Origin of the sequence: Streptomyces mashuensis (assembly GCF_014654785.1) — a bacterium.
GTDB lineage: Bacteria > Actinomycetota > Actinomycetes > Streptomycetales > Streptomycetaceae > Streptomyces > Streptomyces mashuensis.
In genome coordinates this window covers 761698-779433 of record NZ_BNBD01000001.1, presented here as the reverse complement: position 1 = coordinate 779433, position 17736 = coordinate 761698, and the positions used below count along the sequence as shown (strand labels likewise).

At 67.2% G+C, this 17736-nt stretch carries 14 protein-coding genes; 12 read left to right on the top strand and 2 right to left on the bottom strand.

Going from position 1 to position 17736, the window contains the following annotated elements; all coding sequences use genetic code 11:
- Nucleotides 1–125: 125 nt before the first annotated feature.
- The 5 genes from IE305_RS03195 to IE305_RS03175 all read left to right on the top strand — a co-directional run bounded on the left by IE305_RS03195 (nucleotide 126) and on the right by IE305_RS03175 (nucleotide 7849).
- Nucleotides 126–479: a hypothetical protein gene (locus IE305_RS03195; RefSeq protein ID WP_190127792.1), complete on the top strand. Its 354-nt coding sequence runs from the start codon at nucleotides 126–128 to the stop codon at nucleotides 477–479.
- A gap of 42 nt (nucleotides 480–521) precedes the next feature.
- On the top strand, nucleotides 522–1997 hold the full coding sequence (locus IE305_RS03190) for an ATP-binding protein (protein WP_190127791.1): 1476 nt from the start codon (nucleotides 522–524) through the stop codon (nucleotides 1995–1997).
- 62 nt (nucleotides 1998–2059) lie between these two features.
- Nucleotides 2060–4840: a Z1 domain-containing protein gene (locus IE305_RS03185; protein ID WP_190127790.1), complete on the top strand. Its 2781-nt coding sequence runs from the start codon at nucleotides 2060–2062 to the stop codon at nucleotides 4838–4840.
- Entirely contained in the window at nucleotides 4837–5847 is a 1011-nt protein-coding gene (locus IE305_RS03180) for a PD-(D/E)XK motif protein (RefSeq protein WP_190127789.1), read from the top strand. The genes IE305_RS03185 and IE305_RS03180 overlap by 4 nt, the downstream gene beginning before the upstream one ends.
- A complete protein-coding gene (locus tag IE305_RS03175; protein WP_190127788.1) occupies nucleotides 5840–7849 on the top strand; it encodes an AIPR family protein in 2010 nt (669 codons plus the stop codon). The genes IE305_RS03180 and IE305_RS03175 overlap by 8 nt, the downstream gene beginning before the upstream one ends.
- Before the next feature lie 19 nt (nucleotides 7850–7868).
- Here the strand turns inward: IE305_RS03175 and IE305_RS03170 are convergent, their stop codons facing one another.
- A complete protein-coding gene (locus IE305_RS03170) occupies nucleotides 7869–8057 on the bottom strand; it encodes a hypothetical protein (protein ID WP_190127787.1) in 189 nt (62 codons plus the stop codon).
- A gap of 55 nt (nucleotides 8058–8112) precedes the next feature.
- On the opposite strand from IE305_RS03170, the gene IE305_RS03165 reads away from it, so the two are divergent.
- A complete protein-coding gene (locus IE305_RS03165) occupies nucleotides 8113–8607 on the top strand; it encodes a very short patch repair endonuclease (RefSeq protein WP_190127786.1) in 495 nt (164 codons plus the stop codon).
- Here IE305_RS03165 and dcm read toward each other — a convergent pair.
- A complete protein-coding gene (gene dcm / locus IE305_RS03160) occupies nucleotides 8522–10504 on the bottom strand; it encodes a DNA (cytosine-5-)-methyltransferase (protein WP_190127785.1) in 1983 nt (660 codons plus the stop codon). The genes IE305_RS03165 and dcm overlap by 86 nt on opposite strands.
- A gap of 566 nt (nucleotides 10505–11070) precedes the next feature.
- On the opposite strand from dcm, the gene IE305_RS03155 reads away from it, so the two are divergent.
- The 6 genes from IE305_RS03155 (at nucleotide 11071) to IE305_RS03130 (ending at nucleotide 17642) form a co-directional block, all read left to right on the top strand.
- A complete protein-coding gene (locus IE305_RS03155; RefSeq protein ID WP_229890476.1) occupies nucleotides 11071–12363 on the top strand; it encodes a PDDEXK family nuclease in 1293 nt (430 codons plus the stop codon).
- Nucleotides 12364–12480: 117 nt separating this feature from the next.
- Complete coding sequence (locus tag IE305_RS03150; protein WP_190127784.1) at nucleotides 12481–13689, top strand: WD40 repeat domain-containing protein; 1209 nt, start codon at nucleotides 12481–12483, stop codon at nucleotides 13687–13689.
- On the top strand, nucleotides 13686–14255 hold the full coding sequence (locus tag IE305_RS03145) for a hypothetical protein (protein ID WP_190127783.1): 570 nt from the start codon (nucleotides 13686–13688) through the stop codon (nucleotides 14253–14255). The genes IE305_RS03150 and IE305_RS03145 overlap by 4 nt, the downstream gene beginning before the upstream one ends.
- Before the next feature lie 705 nt (nucleotides 14256–14960).
- The gene (locus IE305_RS33725; RefSeq protein ID WP_190127782.1) at nucleotides 14961–15746 is read left to right on the top strand and encodes a tyrosine-type recombinase/integrase; all 786 of its coding nucleotides are present in this window, start codon (nucleotides 14961–14963) and stop codon (nucleotides 15744–15746) included.
- Nucleotides 15743–16417, top strand: a complete 675-nt coding sequence (locus IE305_RS03135; protein WP_190128191.1) for a tyrosine-type recombinase/integrase — start codon at nucleotides 15743–15745, stop codon at nucleotides 16415–16417. The genes IE305_RS33725 and IE305_RS03135 overlap by 4 nt, the downstream gene beginning before the upstream one ends.
- 331 nt (nucleotides 16418–16748) lie before the next feature.
- Entirely contained in the window at nucleotides 16749–17642 is an 894-nt protein-coding gene (locus IE305_RS03130) for a hypothetical protein (protein ID WP_229890471.1), read from the top strand.
- Nucleotides 17643–17736: the final 94 nt, after the last annotated feature.

The window sequence follows — 17736 nt, the reverse complement described above, 5'->3', positions numbered from 1 at the left end:
TCCCGGACCAGCCCGCCACCAGAGGTCCTGCGCGCTGCCGTCCAGCGCGCCTCCACGACGATCGAGGCATACCGGCAGCCGGTGCCCGAAGGACAGGTGGCCGATTCCTGTCCCATGGGTGAGGGATGACCGCCGACGACATGATCAGCGTCCTGGTCTTGATCACGGGACTCGCCTCCCTGTGCGAGCAGACAGCGCACAGGCTCTCCCGGCTGGAGACGACGCTCTTCCACCTGACAGACGCCCGGCTGATGGCCGTCCTCGCGGAGATGTGCCCGGACGTCTCGGAGTCGCATCGGGCGCTGGCGGTGGAAAGACTCACTTACCGGACCGGGCGCTCGTGCAGGAGCTCTCCGCTGATCCGACACGGCGACGTCCTCATCGTCTGCCCAGCCCTCGTGACTCCGAGGGCCGTGGAATGGAACGTTCACACCTCGACTCGACTACCCATCCAGGACCCGAACGGCATACGTGGATAATCGCAACCAGTATCAGAAATCGGAAACAGGCTGGACATCGGCGTGACGTACGACATAGCAGCTCCGGAGCCGGCGGGCATGGTCGCCTCGCTCAGTTCGCTCGGGTACTCCCTGCCTGCCGCCATCGCGGATCTCGTGGACAACAGCATTTCCGCGGGGGCGTTCACGATCGACGTCGAGTTCACCTGGGCCGGGCAGGACTCCTGGATCGCCGTTGCCGACGACGGTGCCGGGATGACTGCCGGCGAGCTCTTGATCGCCATGACCGTGGCCGCGCGAGGCCCTGCGACGCCCCGAAGCGCTACGGACCTGGGGCGCTTCGGCGTCGGCCTCAAGTCGGCCTCGTTCTCACAGGCCCGGCAGCTCACCGTCGCCACCGCCACCAGCGGCGAATGGCACGTACGCACGTGGGACCTCGACGTCGTCGAGAGGTCAGGCGAGTGGCGACTGCTACGCGGCGCGGACGAGACGACCTGCGAGCTGATCGACAGGATCCGGGGTGAGGCGGACCACGGCACAATCGTGTTGTGGCGGCGCCTCAACGGCTACCACGTCGATGCGGTGACGGTGGATGACGAGCGGACCCAGAAGCAGTTCTACGCGGAGGCCGCCCGCACGGAGTCCCACCTGGGCATGGTCTTCGGCAGGTTCCTCACCGGAAGCCGACGTCGCAACCTGCGTGTGTCGGGCAGCCCCGTCGAGCCCTGGGATCCGTTCCTGTCCCGCCACCCGTCCGTGCAACCCCTTCCGGTCGAGCGTCTGCGGTCGGGGGCGGGTTCCGTACGGGTGGAGGCGTTCGTCCTCCCCAGTGCCCAGAGGCTCGCCCCGGACGAGTACGAGAAGGCCGCCGGCCCGCGTGGGTGGCTCGACCAGCAGGGGTTCTACGTGTACCGCCGGGACCGTCTGATCCTGGCCGGTGACTGGCTCGGACAGCGTGGGTTGCGCCGCGAGGAGAAGTACAACCTGGCACGGATCGCCGTGGACATCCCCGCCGAGACGGATGTCGAATGGGGGGTCGACGTCCGGAAGTCCAGTGTCGTCCCGCCCGTCGCACTGCGTTCTCATCTGCGGCGCATCGCCCTGCAGGCCAGGAGAAGGGCCGCCGACGTGCTTCGGCACCGCGGGCAGATCGCTGCGCGCACGCACGGGGACCCGCTCGTGTACGCGTGGAACGTCCGTCGTGCCGACGACCAGGTCACCTGCCGGATCAACCGGGGCCACCCTCTGGTGAAGGCGGCTCTGCGCTCTGGCGGTACCGGCTCGGATGACGTGCGTGCCCTGATCCGTCTGCTTGAGGAGACGGTGCCGGTCACCGCCCTCCGCGTGATGCACGAGACGGACACCAGCGACGACCCCGAGCCCTTCGGGGGCCCCGGGCCTGCCGACGCCGAGGCCACGGAGGTCGCACAGCGCATCTACGAGGCGCTGGTCTCAGACGGCCGCTCGCCTGCGGCCGCTCGCGAACGCCTCCGGACGATGCCCCCCTTCGACCAGATGCAGGGCTTCTGGAACGGGTGAACCCGTTGTCAGTGCCCGCCCCTAGCCTGCCCATGCCATTCCCGCCCAGCCGGAGGTCTGCTGTGAGTTCCACCCCCGAGGACTCTCTCGAGTCCCTTGCCAAGGCCCGTCGCCTGGTTCTCGCACTACTGTCGCAGGACCGTCAGCCGACGCCGGACGAGGTGCAGAACGCGGTCACCGTCATCTTCGGGATGCTGGCCGGCCAGGGCGAGGTTCTCGACCGTGAGCAGCTGGCCAAGGAGATCGAGGTCCTGACGGCGGTCTTCCAGGAGGGCTCCTCCGGGCTGGAGAGCGACAGCGGGCACGAGCCCTGGCTGCCCGAAGCCAAGAACGACCGGGCCTGGGACTTCTGGGAACGCTACCGCCGTTACCTGGAGGACGTCCGGAACCTCCCGCCGCTCGTCGTGCGCCGGCTGGACCAGAGCACGGACGAGGTCCTGAGCCAGCTCGAGGACCCGCGCCGTGTCGGCTCGTGGCGCCGGACGGGCCTGGTGATCGGCCAGGTCCAGTCGGGCAAGACCGGCCAGTACATCGGGCTCGCCGCGAAGGCCGTGGACGCCGGGTACCAGTTCGTGGTGATCCTCGCCGGCATCCACAACGACCTCCGGAGCCAGACCCAGCTGCGTGTCGACGAGGGGCTCCTGGGGTTCGACACCCAGCACCAGCAACGGTCCAACCAGAACGGGAAGTCCCGCCTCATGGGTGCCGGCCGCATGCCGGGCGCCAAGAAGCTCGACATCGCATCCCCCACCAACAGCTCGGAGAAGGGCGACTTCGGCCGGCAGGCGGCCAACGCCGTCAACTTCCCGCTCGGCCGTTTCCCGGTCGTTCTCGTCGTCAAGAAGCACTGGAAGATCCTCGAGTACCTGCGGACGTGGGTGACCGAGGTCCAGGGCACGGAGGACGAGAGCGGGAACAAGGTCGTACGCGACATCCCGCTGTTCGTCATCGACGACGAGGCGGACAACGCCTCCATCAACACCGAGCGTGATCCGGACGCGGATCCGACCAGGACCAACGGTGCGATCCGTGAGCTCATGAAGAGCTTCGAGAAGTCGGCGTACGTCGGGTACACCGCCACCCCGTTCGCCAACATCTACATCGATCCCGACGCCGACCACGCCGAACTCGGCGCCGACCTCTTCCCCGACAGCTTCATCCGCACCCTGCCCTCGCCGACCAACTATCTTGGTCCGGAGCGGGTGTTCGGTCTCCAGGTCGACGACGACGAGGAGGACGTGCCCCCGCTTCCGCTCGTACGCCCCGTGGACGACGCCGAGAGCTGGATCCCGAGCAAGCACAAGTCCTCCTTCGTCCCCTCCGACGACCTTCCCCGGTCCTTCCGGGAGGCGATCGCCTCGTTCGTCCTCGCCAGCGCTGCACGGCGGGTGCGCGGACAGACCAAGGTGCACAACTCCATGCTGGTGCACGTCACCCGCTTCACGGCGGTCCAAGGCATCGTCCGGGACCAGGTGGACGACTACCTGCGGCTCCTCGTGGACTCGCTCCGCGACCGGTACGGACAGGCACCGCAGCGCATGGCCGAGTTCCGGGCCCTGTGGGAGCGGGACTTCGTCCCCACCACGGAACACTTTCCCGCGGACGAAGCCCGACGCATCACCTGGGAGGACGTGTCGAGCCAGCTCATGCCCGCGCTACGGAAGATCGTGGTCAAGACAGTCAACGGCGCCTCCCGCGACGCACTCGACTACTACGAGCACCGCAGGACCGGTCTCTCGGTCATCGCGATCGGGGGCCAGAAGCTCTCCCGAGGTCTCACCCTGGAGGGGCTGACAGTCAGCTATTACCTGCGCACGTCCAGCACGTACGACACCTTGCTCCAGATGGGACGCTGGTTCGGATACCGGCCGGGGCACGAGGACCTCTGCCGCCTGTACACCACTCCCGATCTGCAGGCGAAGTACATCGAGGTGACTGCCGCGACCGACGAACTGCGTCGTGAGGTCGAGGAGATGGCGGCGCTGAACCTCAGTCCGAGGCGCTTCGGCCTGAAGGTCCGCGCCTCCTCTCTGGGCCTCGCCGTCACGGCTGCCAACAAGATGCGCCAGGGCACGAAGGTCATGCTCAGCTATTCCGGGGAGGGGCCTGAGACGGTGATCTTCAACGTCTCCGACGGGGTCCCGGAACACAACCTCAAGGTACTCGGGGACTTCGTCCGGAGACTCGACGGCCTGGCCACCGGCGACCAGACGACGGCGGGGGCCAACGTGACGTGGAAGCAGGTGCCCTCCGACGCCATCGTGGACTTCCTCACGCGTTACGAGACCGACCGCATGGCCCAGAGGGTTCGCCCCCGTTTCATCGCGAAGTACATCGAACAGTGCATGGCTGTAGGTGAGCTCCCGCAGTGGACGGTGGTCCTGGTCGGCAAGCAGGCAGCCAAGGAACCGCAGGACATCGCCGGTTACAGCCTGGGGCCCGTGGAGCGCACGGCGCTCAACGACGTCGACAGCGACGGTCGGTACACGATCCGCCGACTGCTCAGCCCTCCCGACGAGTACCGCTTCGACCTCGATCGCGACCAGGTGGACGCCGCCCTGGAAGCGACACAGAAGGCCGCAGCCATCAAGAAGCGGGAGAAGGCACCCCAGTCGCCTTCGGGAGACCACGTCCGCTGGCAGCGCCGAGCCGACCAGGCACTGATGCTTGTCTACCTGGTCGAGCGGCCGGCGACCGAGGACGGTCCGACCCGGCCGCCCCTGGTCGGCTTCAAGGTGAGCTTCCCGCGCTCCGAGCACCAGTCCGACACCGAGTACGTGGTCAACGCCATCTGGCAGAAGGAGGGCCTTGACGCCGTCGACGACGAGGAGGACGGGGAGTGACCGTCACCGAAGCCGAGTGGCGCGACCTGGAGGCGCCCCAGGGGGCCCCGGGCAGGTCCCGTATCCGCCTGCACCCAGACGCCCCGTTGGACGTCTTCCTCTCCGTCTCCCACCCGGCACAGCAGCGCATGCTCGTGCTCAGGGCGGACGCTCGCTCCGCCGACCACATCGTGCGCTCCGTGCGCCAGCTGCCTCGCGCTGCCGGGCTGGAGATGAACGTGAGCGCCGTGTCGCGTCTCGAGTACGAGCTCCAAGTGGTCCTCACCGCCGACGAGCTGCGAGAGGTGTTCAACCCGCTCGTTACGGACGTAGCTGACACGGTCCGAGAGGCCCCTGGGGCCGCAGCAGCCCTGACAGCAGCGGTGGAGAGGTTCGAGCGGTGGCAGGACCTCCTTCGCGCCGTCGGCAGGGACGGTCTCGGCCCTGAGGCCCGTCGTGGACTCGTCGGCGAGCTCCTGGTGCTGCGCGACCACATCCTGCCCGTCGTCGGGCCGGCCGAGGCCGTCGATGCATGGACAGGGCCCAGTGGAGCCAACCAGGACTTCCAGCTGCCCGGAGTCGCCGTCGAGGCGAAGGCCAGCACCGCCAAACGGCCCCGCAGCATCCGGATCGCCAGCGAGCGCCAGCTGGACGACACCGGGACGCCTGCGCTCCTGTTGGCGTTGGCGATGCTCGACGAACGGCGGGGTGGCTCAGGAGAGAGTCTGAACCGCCTGGTGGACCGCATACGCGAACAGCTCACGATCCCTGTCGTCCGAGCAGCCTTCGACGGTCGTCTCGTGCAGGCCGGCTATCTCCCCGGCCAGCGAGACGTGTACGAGGAGCCCCGCTACACAGTTCGCGACCTGTGCTTCTGGCACGTGGGGGAGAATTTCCCGAGACTCGTCGAGGCGGATCTTCCCGAGGGCGTCGGTGAGTGCTCGTACCACGTGAACACCTCGGGACTTGACCATCACCGCGCCACGACCGACGAGGTGACCGCACTGATCGGGGGACCCCATGCCTGAGCTCGACCTGTCCCAGTACGCCCACGACGTCGTCACGGACGTCCAGGCCACCGCCGACGCCGAGGGGACCACCACCCCGGAGTCGTTCACGCGGCGCGTGTTCGAGGACCTGGAACGGGCCGGCATCGTGTCCAACACGTTCACCGCCTATCACTCGGCCTACGGTCATCTCGTGCACGGGTACGGCATCGGGGACTCCGGGGAGTGCCTCGACCTCTTCGTGACCGACTTCGACCTGGACCCGCTGGAGTCCAAGCTCACGAAGGGGCAGGCGGAGACCGCGTTCAGGCGCCTGCTGACGTTCGTCCGCCGGTGTCGGGACGGGCTGCGTCAGCACATCGACGAGTCCTTCGACGTGTACGACATGTGCGCGGCAGTGGAGAAAGCACTCACCGAGGTACGGAGGATCCGGCTCTTCCTGCTCAGCAACCGCGTCGGCACGAGTACCGCCTTCCCGCCCACCGAGTTCGACGGCCTCCCCGTGACCCACGAGGTGTGGGACCTGGCACGGCTGCACCGCCACGAGACATCCGGCAGCATCAGCGAGCCCATCGTGGTCTCGTTCGACCCACCACTGCCCTGCGTCTCGGCACCCAACAGCGAGCCGGACCACTCGGTGACCATGGCCATGATCCCCGGCCAGAGACTGGCCGACCTGTACGGGGAGTACGGGACCAGACTTCTCGAGTTGAACGTCCGGTCCTTCCTGCAGGCCCGCGGATCGGTCAACCGGGGTATCAGGGAGACCCTGCTGCACTCACCGGGCAGGTTCCTGGCGTACAACAACGGCATCACGGCGACCGCGTCCCAGGTCGACTTCGTGCACGGCCCTGACGGCACCCCCACGGGCATCTCCCGGGTGCACGGGCTCCAGGTGGTGAACGGCGGTCAGACCACGGCCTCGTTGCACTACGCCTCGAGCCGGGACAAGGCCGACCTGTCTCAGGTGACCGTCCAGATGAAGCTGACGGAGGTCTCTCCCGAGCGGCTCTCGGAGATCGTCCCGATGATCTCCGAGTACTCCAACACCCAGAACCGCGTGACGCTCGTCGACTTCAGCTCGAACCACGCGTACCACGTGGCCGTCCAGCGGATCACCCGATCGCTGTGGGCGCCGGCGACGGACGGCAGCGGCCAGGAGACCCACTGGTTCTACGAGAGGGCGCGCGGCCAGTACACCGACGAGGTGGCCAAGGCCCGGACTCCGGCGAAGCAGCGCACCTTCAAGAAGCTCAACCCGACCAATCGGAAGTTCACCAAGGCGGACCTCGCGAAGTACGTCAACTCCTGGAGTCTGCTCCCGTTCAGCGTCAGCCGCGGCGCGCAGAAGAACTTCGTCGCGTTCATGGACCGCATCAGCGAGGCGCCCCCGCGGGTCGACGTCCAGTACTGCCAGCGCGTGATAGCCATGGCAGTCCTCTTCAAGGCAGTCGACCGCATCGCTGCCAACCACGAGGCGGGCAGCTACAAGAGCATGATCACGACCTACACCATGGCCCGTCTGGCGCTCGCCACGGAACAGCGCATCGATCTCGACAGGGTCTGGCGTGAGCAGCAGGTCTCACCAGCCCTCGAAGCCGCGATCGACGACTTGTGCCCCCGGGTCATGCGGGTTGTCACCAGGCCGCGTGAGGGCAACCACGTGGGCGAGTGGGCCAAGAAGCCCGCCTGCTGGGACGCCGTCTCCCGTGTGGCCTGGGCCGTGCCTCGCGATCTGGAGGCCGAGCTCCGTGATCAGCCGCTGGACGACGAGGCCCTCGCGGGTGGTGCGGAAAGCGATCGGGGGGCGAGCGACGAGGTGAGGTCGATCCCGGCGGACGAGTGGTATGCCATCGAGCGATGGGCGAAGGAGACGCACAACCTGGATCCCTCGCAGCGCCAGCTCACGCAGTACGTCGGTCGGCGACTCGAGCTCGAACGGGAGGTTCCCGAGCCGCAGGCGGTACAGGCACTGCACGCGCGCAGCGAGGCGCTTTCGCTCGGCTTCGTCCCTGGTCCGTAGGTCCGACTCCTCCCGGCCCTCAGAGCTCCCCGCGCTCGAGCAGGTCCCTCATGGCGTCCTCTGCGCGGCGGAGCACGATCCGACCGTCGCCGTCGCTGAAGGCCAAGAGGTCCGCCCCAGGTGCGATGCCCGCCTCCGCGAGCAGGCCGATGGGGAGCTCGATCCAGCCGTGGTCGTCGACACGGATTTCTGCAGGTTCACGAAGCATGGGACGAGTGTGGCACCCTCGCACTCGTAGGCCGACGACGGGCTGGGGCAGAGGTATGGCAGCACGTGAGGACACCACGAGCGCGGAGTGGGTCAGCACCGAGCTGAGCGGCCATCTGCGCGGTCGGCGCCCCCGCGACACGAAACCCGAGGTGGCCCTCCGGCGTGCCGTACACCGGCTCGGCCTCCGGTTCCGTCTACAGCGCAAGGTGGCTGCCCATTGCACGGCGGACTTCGTCCTGCCCAGATACAGCATGGCGGTGTTCGTCGACGGGTGCTTCTGGCACGGATGTCCTGTGCACGGCCCGAAGACGTTCCGCGGCCCGAACGCCTCCCTGTGGGAAGCGAAGATCGAGACCAACAAGGAACGCGACCGCCGGAACACCGCAGCAGCCGAGGCCGCCGGCTGGACCGTCGTCCGCGTCTGGGAGTGCGAGATCCGGGCGGACGTTCAGCGCGCCGCGCTCAGCGTCGCCCGGCAGTGCGACCAGGCTCGCGAGTCCGGGTCGGCACCGTCTCCCGTCCGTGGGTTCCGGTCAACGCGTCCGTGAACAGGTCACCCGAGACGCTCTCCCTGGCGACGCAGTACTTGCTCAGGGGGCACAGTTCGCAGAGCGGCTCCTTGGCCCGGCAGAAGCTGCTTCCGATGAGCCGCAGCGCAGCCATGCGCAGAGGCGCGTCCTCGCCGGCTCCGACGAGCTTCACCAGGTCCACTCGACCGTCGCTGAGCCTGTTCGTGCGATCCGAGTCGCTGCCGTGGAGACGGGCGGCGACGCGCAGCGCCCCCTGCCCGACCCACAGAAGATCCTCGCCGACCAGCAGCCGGTAGACCGTCGCCTCAGCCGGCTTCAGCTTCAGCTGCTCGCGGACCTGCTCCTCGTCGCCCCAGACACTCGACTTGCCGATCACCGCGGCTAGCCGGGCGACCCGCGCCTTCGCCGCCTCGGAGGGTGCCGCCGCAGTGAGTGCCTCGAGCGCGGCCTTGCTCAGGGACGTCCGCCCCCGCACGACCTCGACCATCTCCGCCAGCTGCGCGGGCTGGATCCGGGTCCCGGACAGTATGGCCACGACGGCGGCCTGCAAGCCGGACATTTGCTCGCCCGGAAGCTGGTACCAGTCCTCCGACTCACGCCGTCCTTCGGCCCATGCGGTCAGGTCCCTTCGGACCGTGCGCCAGTGCGGCTGGAGTCCACCCTCGCTCGGTTGCTCGTCGCCCACGGGCAGCAGTGCCTCCGCCGCAGCCTCGCCAAGGAGGGGCGGCACAGCGTTACCGATCTGGCGGAAGGCGTCACTGCGCGTGCCGGCGAACCTGAACTTGTCCGGGAAGGTCTGCACCCGCGCGGCCTCGCGCACGGTGAGGGTGCGCGGCTGATCCTGGTCGGGGTGGATGTACCAGTAGCCGTCCTTGGCGATGTGCGCGGTGATCGACCTGCTGAGGTCCGCCCAGTCGAGCTTCTTGTACTTGTCCGTGAAGTGGTCGGCCTTGTAGCGCTGCAGTTCCGGGGAGATCTCCGAGTACAGGGTCTTGGAGTCCATGCTGGAGAAGATCTCCGCGTCGTCCTTCCGGACCCGTCGGGTCATGTGGTCCCATACCCGGTCCTTGCGCGCCCGCTTACGCATGTCCTGAGCGAACTTGGAGAGCTCGGACGGCTCGTCGTAAGGGAGTTCGCGCTGCCCGACACGCTCGGTGGGCACGACAGACAGCACCGGCAGGTCACCGATGGCGTCACGCAGCGTGGTCCGCTGATCGTGCTCCAGCTCCTGCCGCCACGAGAAGCGCTCCACGTCGTTCCTCGCCAGCAGGATCAGTCGCTTCCTGTGCTGCGGAACGCCGTACTTCCACGCATCGACGAGACGGACCTGCGTCGCGTAGCCGAGGTCCTCCAGCTGCTCCTCGATGGTGCGTACCACGAAGAAGTCGTCGCCGAGACCCATGTCCGGCACGTTCTCCATGAGGACCGCACGCGGCCGGAGGCGCTTCACGACGTCGAGGTAGGCACTCCACAGTTCCTTGCGGCGATCATGGGGATCGCGGCCGTGATGCTCCACGAGGCTGCGGATCTTGCTCCGGCCAGCCCTGCTGAACGGCTGGCACGGCGGGCCGCCGGCCACCAGATCGATCTTGGCCGGCGCCAGCATCTCGACGAGTCTGTCACGCTCGTCAGGATTGCCCAGGTCCATGTGGAGGCTCATGCCCGGGAAGTTCGCGGCATGCGTCTGGAGCGCCCGCTCGTCGAAGTCGACCGCGGCTGCGACCGTCCACCCGGCTCGCTCCAGTCCGAGGCTCAGTCCACCCGCTCCGGAGAAGAGGTCGACGGCCAAGCGCTTGCCAGCACCGAAGCCACCGAGCCACTTACCGAAGTTCTCGGGCTTGCAGCTGTTCCTGTGACGCTTGAGCTCCAGGTAGTCGCTTCGCTCCAGAGGCACCTCATAGTGCTGCCTGCGCACTGCGCCAACCTCCATCGGACGAGAAGAACGAGCACCAGGAGATCACACAACCTCTGGCAAGATCAAGAATCCGGCGTCTACCTCGGAGAACAAGATCGATCGGACGCGCCAGGCGCCCCGAGAATATTACGCGGCACCCACCCCTGTGACCGAAAGCAGCCCCCAGTAACTCCAGAGAGGGTCAATCATACGGACAAACACCGACAAGACCGCTAGGGCCCTGCTATCCATGCGACTCCGCAGACGTGTATCGCTGGCGGCAGCAACAGACACCGGAGCTCATGCCATTGCCACGTCCGCGGCGTCGGATTCCGCCCCGAGGTGCTGCCGGCATCCTACGGTTGGCCCATCCCATGGTCTGTCTGGAAGGCCCCCGAACGTTCGGGGAAGATCCAGAGTACTGCGAACGCTGAGGTGAGCCGGGACTTCGGGCCACTGGTTGGCGCCTGCCCCTGGCTCGGGCGTACCGGCCCGGAGACTGGGCAAGCCACTCTTCCCGCTACCCAACGGCGGAATACCCACGGCCTCCCGTTGATTGGCCTTTACAGAGATCACGGGGGGCGCTGGTGACCGAGCTGATGCTGTTCCGGCAGGACGCGGACGGTCGGGATGTCGAGCTCTCCGGTTCGACGGTGGCGCTGGAGGTGGAGCTGCAGCGGCGGGTCGAGGCCGGTCTGGAGCAGATGCTCGGCATTCGGTTCGTGGCGTCGGAGTACGCGACTGGTCCGTGGCACCGGGGGCGGATCGACACGCTGGGGCTGGATGAGAACGGCAGCCCGGTGCTGATCGAGTTCAAGAAGGGTTCCGACAGCGAGGTGCTGTCGGAGGCCGTCTCGTACCTCTCCTGGCTGCGCTTGGCGCAGCACGAGTTCGAGGCGCTGGTCCGGAAGGTGCTGGGCGCGGAGGCTGCCGAGTCGACCGACTGGCGCCGTCCGCGGATGGTCCGCATCGCGGCTGGTTCTTCCCACCACGACCGTGTGGCCGCGCAGTGGCTGCCCGAGCGCACCGACCTGGTGCGCTACCGCGTCTTCGACGGCGGCCTGCTGCCCGTCGATCCCTCGTCCGGCTCACCGAGCGCCGCTTCGTCTCGGCGGAGCCGGGAGCGGGACGCCGTGGTCGGCGGCGCGCCGACGGCCCCTTGCGACTCATTCACCTGCAGGTACCAGCCTCGTGCCGGAGTGTTTGCGGGACCTGTACGCGGAGCTGGACGAGGCCCTCACGGCGTGGGGCGAGGTCGAGGTGGCATCACTGCGGCACTACATCGCCTACCGACGGCTGGTGACCGTGGCATCGGTGATCTTCCGTCCGAAGCACGAGGCGATCCTGGTCTGTCTCAGACTCGACCCGGACTCGGTCGCGCTGGTGGAGGGCTGCACCCGGGACATGCGCGGCATCGGGCATCTCGGGACCGGGGACCTGGAGGTGCGTCTCGGCTGTACGAACTTGCCACAGGTGCGATCATCGCCGACGCGCACCTCGACGGCGCGAGGGTCTCAGCCCTGCCGGTAGTCGGCAGCGGAGACGAAACATGCCTGGCAGTCGGTCGGGTCAGTGGCGACGTCACCCTGATCGGCCTGCCAGGTGATTCCTTAGGCATGACCCTCGACACTACCAACGCCGGGGACACCGCCATCCGTTCACTGCTCGGCAGGGAGTCCGCAGACGGTTCCCTCGCCTTCCACTGCATTTCCGCCGAGCCCCAGGAGCACAGGCCGAGAGTGCTGTGCGAACTGGATGAACAGCCCGTCACCCTCTCATCAGACGGCCCGCTCCAGGAGGTGCGGATCCAGCACGCACGCACCCGCCCCGCTGTTCTCCCCCATCGCCTACCACCCCGGCATGTATGCGGTCCGGGGTGACGGCGAGACCGTCCAGGTCGTCACGGGAGCCAAGGACCGGGGACTGACGCTCGGAGACGTCCGTCAGGTCGAACGTTTTCGGCTCGCGCTCACGGCCATCGCGACGGCAACCTGCGGGTGTGGGACCTCGACGTCTGCCCGCGGTTCGGTCACGGCCAGAACCACTGGTACCCCGTCACGGTCCTCGGCACTACCCGGCTCGGCGGCTCGGAGCTCGTCCTCAGCGCCGAACTCGCGCTTGGCGAGGTCAAGACCTGGGATCTGAGCACCGGCGCCGAAGAGCACGAACTGACTGACCTGGGCGAGCTCACACACGTCGTTACCGTGACCGTCGGCGACGCATCCTACGTCGTCACGGTGACCACGGAGAATGAGCTCGACACCTGGAATATCGGTGAAGATTTCTTGGAATCGACGGTCCGTCTCCCTGCTCCGGCCACAACGCTGACCGCCATCCCGCAGGGCAATTTGGTCCGGGCCGTGGTCGGCTGCGCCGACGGCGGTATCCATGTGTGGGACACGCAGAAAGAGTCGACTTCCCACATCCTCACGGGCGTGGAGGGGCCGGTCACGGAGCTGGTCGCAGGCGAGATCGACGGCGAGTCCCTCATGGTCAGCGTCCACAACGCAACGAGAGTCTGTCTCTGGTCCCTGACCGACGGCACCCTGCGGCAGTCGATCAGGCTGGACCGCGTCAGATCGATTGCGATGCTGGGCGGGCGTTTGTTCGCGGCTGAGCAGTCCCAGGACGACGACCATGTGCGGGTCCGGGATCTCCTGACGACCTCGCTCCTGGGCTCCGTCCTCGTGGCCAGCTTTCAGTTGATGACGATCAGCCAAGTGAACGGCAGGCCGGCCCCAATACCAGACCGAGTGCACACGATCACCCCCCTACGACGGTGGTGTACTGATAGGCAGCAAGGGTGGCCACGTCGCAGCCCTCGGCTGGGCCTGCTCCTCAGCCGCATCGGCACCCCGCCCGACGCAGCCGACTGTCCACGTCACGCACATCCTGGCTTGGTTGCCGGGCGAACTGCTCTGTGGCGACGCCCGTGCGGACGGATGGGAGTTGCACACCGTCGACGAATGGGAGAGGGGACAGCCGCCCTCCTCCGGCCTGGTCTATGCACGCCTCGTTACTGCGACGACGGCCGAACTTCAGGACGCGCTCTCGTCGCCGTACTGGAGCTCGACGGATTTGAGGTTGTGCGGCTGGAGGCACACTGGTACGAGATCACCAAGATCAAGGGCATAACCACGGGCGACCCGTGGCGATTCCCGGCCTACTCCGTGCATTGTCACGTTGAGGAAGGATCAATGCAGTGACGATCACCGCAGTGCACGGCATCGCCAACCACCTGTGCGGCCGCTCGCCGAAACAGGGGGCCGCCGAACTAGCAGGGCAGTGGCAGCCCAGGCTTCAGCAGGGGTTCACGGCCGTTGGACTGGACGACCCCCAACTTCCTACCCTGCACGTCGCGTACTACGCCCACCACACCCAAGCCGCGGAACAGCAGGCCACCGTACCCGACCTGCTTTCCATCGACGAACGAGAACAGTCTTTCGTCATCGCCTGGGCGCTGGCCTTGTGCTCACCCACCCTGCAAGAACAACAAGGACTGATCACTGCACCACTGCGGCAAGTCCTGTCCTGGATCTCCCGACGACGCAACATCCCCATCAAAGTGGTCATTCGACTCGCCGTCCAGCTGGCGGGCGAGGTCCACCGCTACCTCCACGTTCCACAGGTACGGGCTGCTGCCCGGTCCGCCATGACCGAGTCGATTCGACAGGTGCGCCCCAAGGTGGTGCTGGCACACACTCCCTCGGCTCAGTCATCGCGTACGAGGCTCTCCATGCACACCCGGAACTGGCCGTGGACTGCTTCGTAACCTTGGTCCCCCCCTTTGGCCTGCCCGGCGGGATTTTTCGATCACCTGATACCCGCGCCAATCGCCGATCGGGGCGCTAAGCCAACCGGAGTCCGCTACTGGGTGAACTCGCCGACACCGGTGACCTTGTGGCAATTCCTCATCGGCTCGGCGACCGATTCCCCGTTGACCAGCACGTCGACACGCCGGTCGGCTGTATCGACTTCCCCACCTCGGGGCGTACCTATCCTCGCCGCTCACCGCTGCAGCAACGCTCCATTCATCCGCAGCCCGAAAGTCCGGACCGCATCGGGAAGAGCTGACTCGTCGGGCCTTGAGGAATCGGTCCATGACGACCGAGATAAAGGCACGCGTCTGGTGGTACACGTGGTCTCGGTCCCCCGGGATACGAGAAGAGCAGATCTTGACAGGTGCTCCGATAGTGCTTGTCGTTGCGCTCACGCTCCGGTGAAATCAGCGCCATCCCTATGTCAGCGCTCACCCACGTCACCACGGACGCTCTTGAGCAGAAGCCCGCACTTGTCGCCCCGCCAAGGGGAATCTGCAGGTCAGGTGGTCACCAGCCGCCATGTGGTTGCATAGATGGTCGCGGATCGCCGGTTTCGAGGTCCAGCATGAGCATGTAGGACCAGTTCAATCTTCCGGAAGTGATCACCATGCGCTCCGCCGCCACGCGGGGGCGCGTCTACCGTCGGTGCGGATGCCGTGACCAGTACCGACGGCAGCTGGGCAACCGCTGCCCCCACCTCGCAATCAACCGTGAGCACGGCACCTGGACCTTGCCGTCGATCTCCCCTCCCCCACACCCGACCGCCCCACCGTCCGCCGCGGCGGCTTCCCCGACAAAGACACCGCCAAAGCCGCTCTCCGCCGGCTGTTGGACGGAGAGGCCGGCGGGTTCACCGCCGACCGAACCAGACCGTCGCCGAGTACCTCACCGACTGGCTCAAGACCAAGGCCCTGAGCCTCAAACCGACGACGCTGGTGCGCTACCGCGCCTACGTCCAGGACGATCTCGTACCAGCCCTCGGGCCACTGAGGCTGGAGGAGCTCAGCCACTGGCACATAGCCGGCTACGCCCACGCCCAACTCTCCGGCGGCAGCGTCACCGTCCGCCGCATCCTCGCCACCCTCTCCAGCGCCCTCGGCGACGCCGTCCGCCAACACCGCCTCTCCCACAACCCAGCACGACCGACGGTCATCCCCCGTCCGCCGAACCCGGAACGGCAGATCTGGACCCCACAGGAGGCAGTGCGATTCCTCGCCTACTGCCACGAGGCCGACCCACTCATGGCAGACCTGTGCGAGGTCCTCATAGGGACCGGCATCCGCAAGGGCGAGGCACTCGCTCTGCACTGGGATGACGTCCACCTGACGAACGCGTCCTCTATATCCGCTGCACACTCTCGGCGATCAACAATGCCCGCCTCGAACTCCCCCCAAGTCTCGCAGCAGCAAGAACTGGGCCGCTATCTCGCCCCGGGTAGCTGAGGCACTCCTGCGGCGCCGAGCAGCAGCCACTCATCTGGAAAGCAGCTCGGCCGACCCGTTCATCGGCCTGGCCTTCTGCCGACAGCTCGGCCGACCCGTTCATCGGCCTGGTCTTCTGCCGACCCGACGGGCGACCACTACGACCACAGACCATCCTCGACCGCTTCCGAAAACGCGCCATGGAAGCTCATGTCTCACGCATCGCCATCCACGACCTCCGGCATCTCGCCGCCACGCTCAGCATCACCGCAAACGTCCCGTTCATCGTCGTATCGAAGACGCTGCGACACTCCGCCCTCTCGACCAGGCAAACGTCTACCCCCACCTCACCCGCCAAGCTGCCCACGAAGCCGTCGACGCCATCGAGACCGCCCTCACCACGGCCGAGAGGCAAGAGAAGCGGCGTGCCCGCCGCCCGCTTCCCCTTCGCTGGCCGCGGCCACACCGAAACCCCCACGGCCCCATCCGCCGCTGGCTCGCACGTCTCCGCTCCCCTGCCCCGGCAGCCAGTTCACTCTCCGCCTCACATCCCCAGGGCCTGGCCCGCGACCACACTGCGACCGCCACCGCCCCAAACAACCGAAAGCCCGCCTCCGCATCACTGCGAAAACGGGCTCCGACCTGCGAAAACGCTGGTCGGGACGGCGGGATTTGAACCCACGACCCCTTGACCCCCAGTCAAGGAGACATGCACCACATCACCAATATTCAGGGCAAATCATCGAGCCACTTCGTGCAGTACCGCCAAAGTTGTCCGTTTACGTGCACGACGTGTGGTCCCCAAATGGTCCCCACGTTCCTGTCGCCACGGCTGGCCCTCCTCCGTTGAGGCACTGTCGGCTAGCTACAACGCAGCACCGCCGCGCCCTACGGCAAGGGCTTTCCCTCGTCGCCCGGTCATCGCAGGGCCCCCTCCCGCTGCTGGCCCATTACCAGGGATGGAACGAGTCAAGCGCGCATGGGGCCTGTTATTAGCTACATCCCTGCGGCACCATGCTCCTTGTGTCACATCCGTCCATCGCAGTTCTCGACGAGCTCATCGGCGGTCTCGCCGTCGGAGGGGCACGTCGGCGTCAGCTCGGCATGGTCCGTCAGGAGCTGACAGCCGCGCTCGAGCAGGACCGGCTGCCCCGCCAAGCTCGGAAAGATCTGCCGCAGCTCCTCGACGCGGCGGTCCTACGGCACTACATCCGGGTGGCGGAGACCGGCGCGCTGCGCACCCGTCTGGTGAACGGTGAGAAGCCGCCGACATCGGAGCCGACGAACGCGGCCCGGCTGGTCTGTCTGGAGATCCTCCGCCGAGAAGCAGGGCTTCCGGCCTTGACCATAGGGGTCGCGGGGCCTGTCGCATTGAGGCCCGTCCCGCAGGACGAGCAGCTCAGAGCTCTGCGACGCCGACTGCATCGCGATGTGTGCACGGCTCAGTCGCCCGGTCAGGCAAGGTTCATCGCCGTACTGGGGGTGATGCTCGACACCCGGGCGCGGGCCGGCGAGCTGGTGGTCCAGCGCATCTGTCACCTGTCGGGGGACGGCCGCAGTATGGACGTCCTCCGCCGCCCACAGCACGGCACGGACACGCCAGCGCGCCGCGAAACCATCCCCTTGTCGCCCCTGAGCCGGGCTGCACTCGACCGCTGGCTGCCCATCCGTGCGGAGCTGACCGAGAGCCTGGAGGGCAGCGCCAAGGCACTATGGGTCTCGCTCGCCCACAACCACGCCGGCACACTGCACGACGACGGCTCGTACACCCGGCGTCGCCAGGGCATGCCCCTGCAACAGCGCGGGCTGATCCGCAGCTACAACAGCGGACGCCACCGTTACGGGCTCGCGGATCTCCTGCCCCCGAAAATCGAACAACTGCGCCGCGCCCTCGAACGGAACACCGCCACCGACTGACAGTGAGGATGTGACGTGGCACCGCTCGAGGGTCTGACTCTTCGACTGACTGGCGCTTCGGCTGTCCTTGACGGGAATCGTCGGCCGGCCGGGC

Excerpts from the sequence above, each read along its gene's own strand:
- IE305_RS03175 (WP_190127788.1), top strand. The coding sequence starts at position 5,840 with ATGCCTGAGCTCGACCTGTCCCAGTACGCCCACGACGTCGTCACGGAC.
- IE305_RS03170 (WP_190127787.1), bottom strand. The coding sequence starts at position 8,057 with ATGCTTCGTGAACCTGCAGAAATCCGTGTCGACGACCACGGCTGGATC.
- IE305_RS03195 (WP_190127792.1), top strand. The coding sequence starts at position 126 with ATGACCGCCGACGACATGATCAGCGTCCTGGTCTTGATCACGGGACTC.
- IE305_RS03165 (WP_190127786.1), top strand. The coding sequence starts at position 8,113 with ATGGCAGCACGTGAGGACACCACGAGCGCGGAGTGGGTCAGCACCGAG.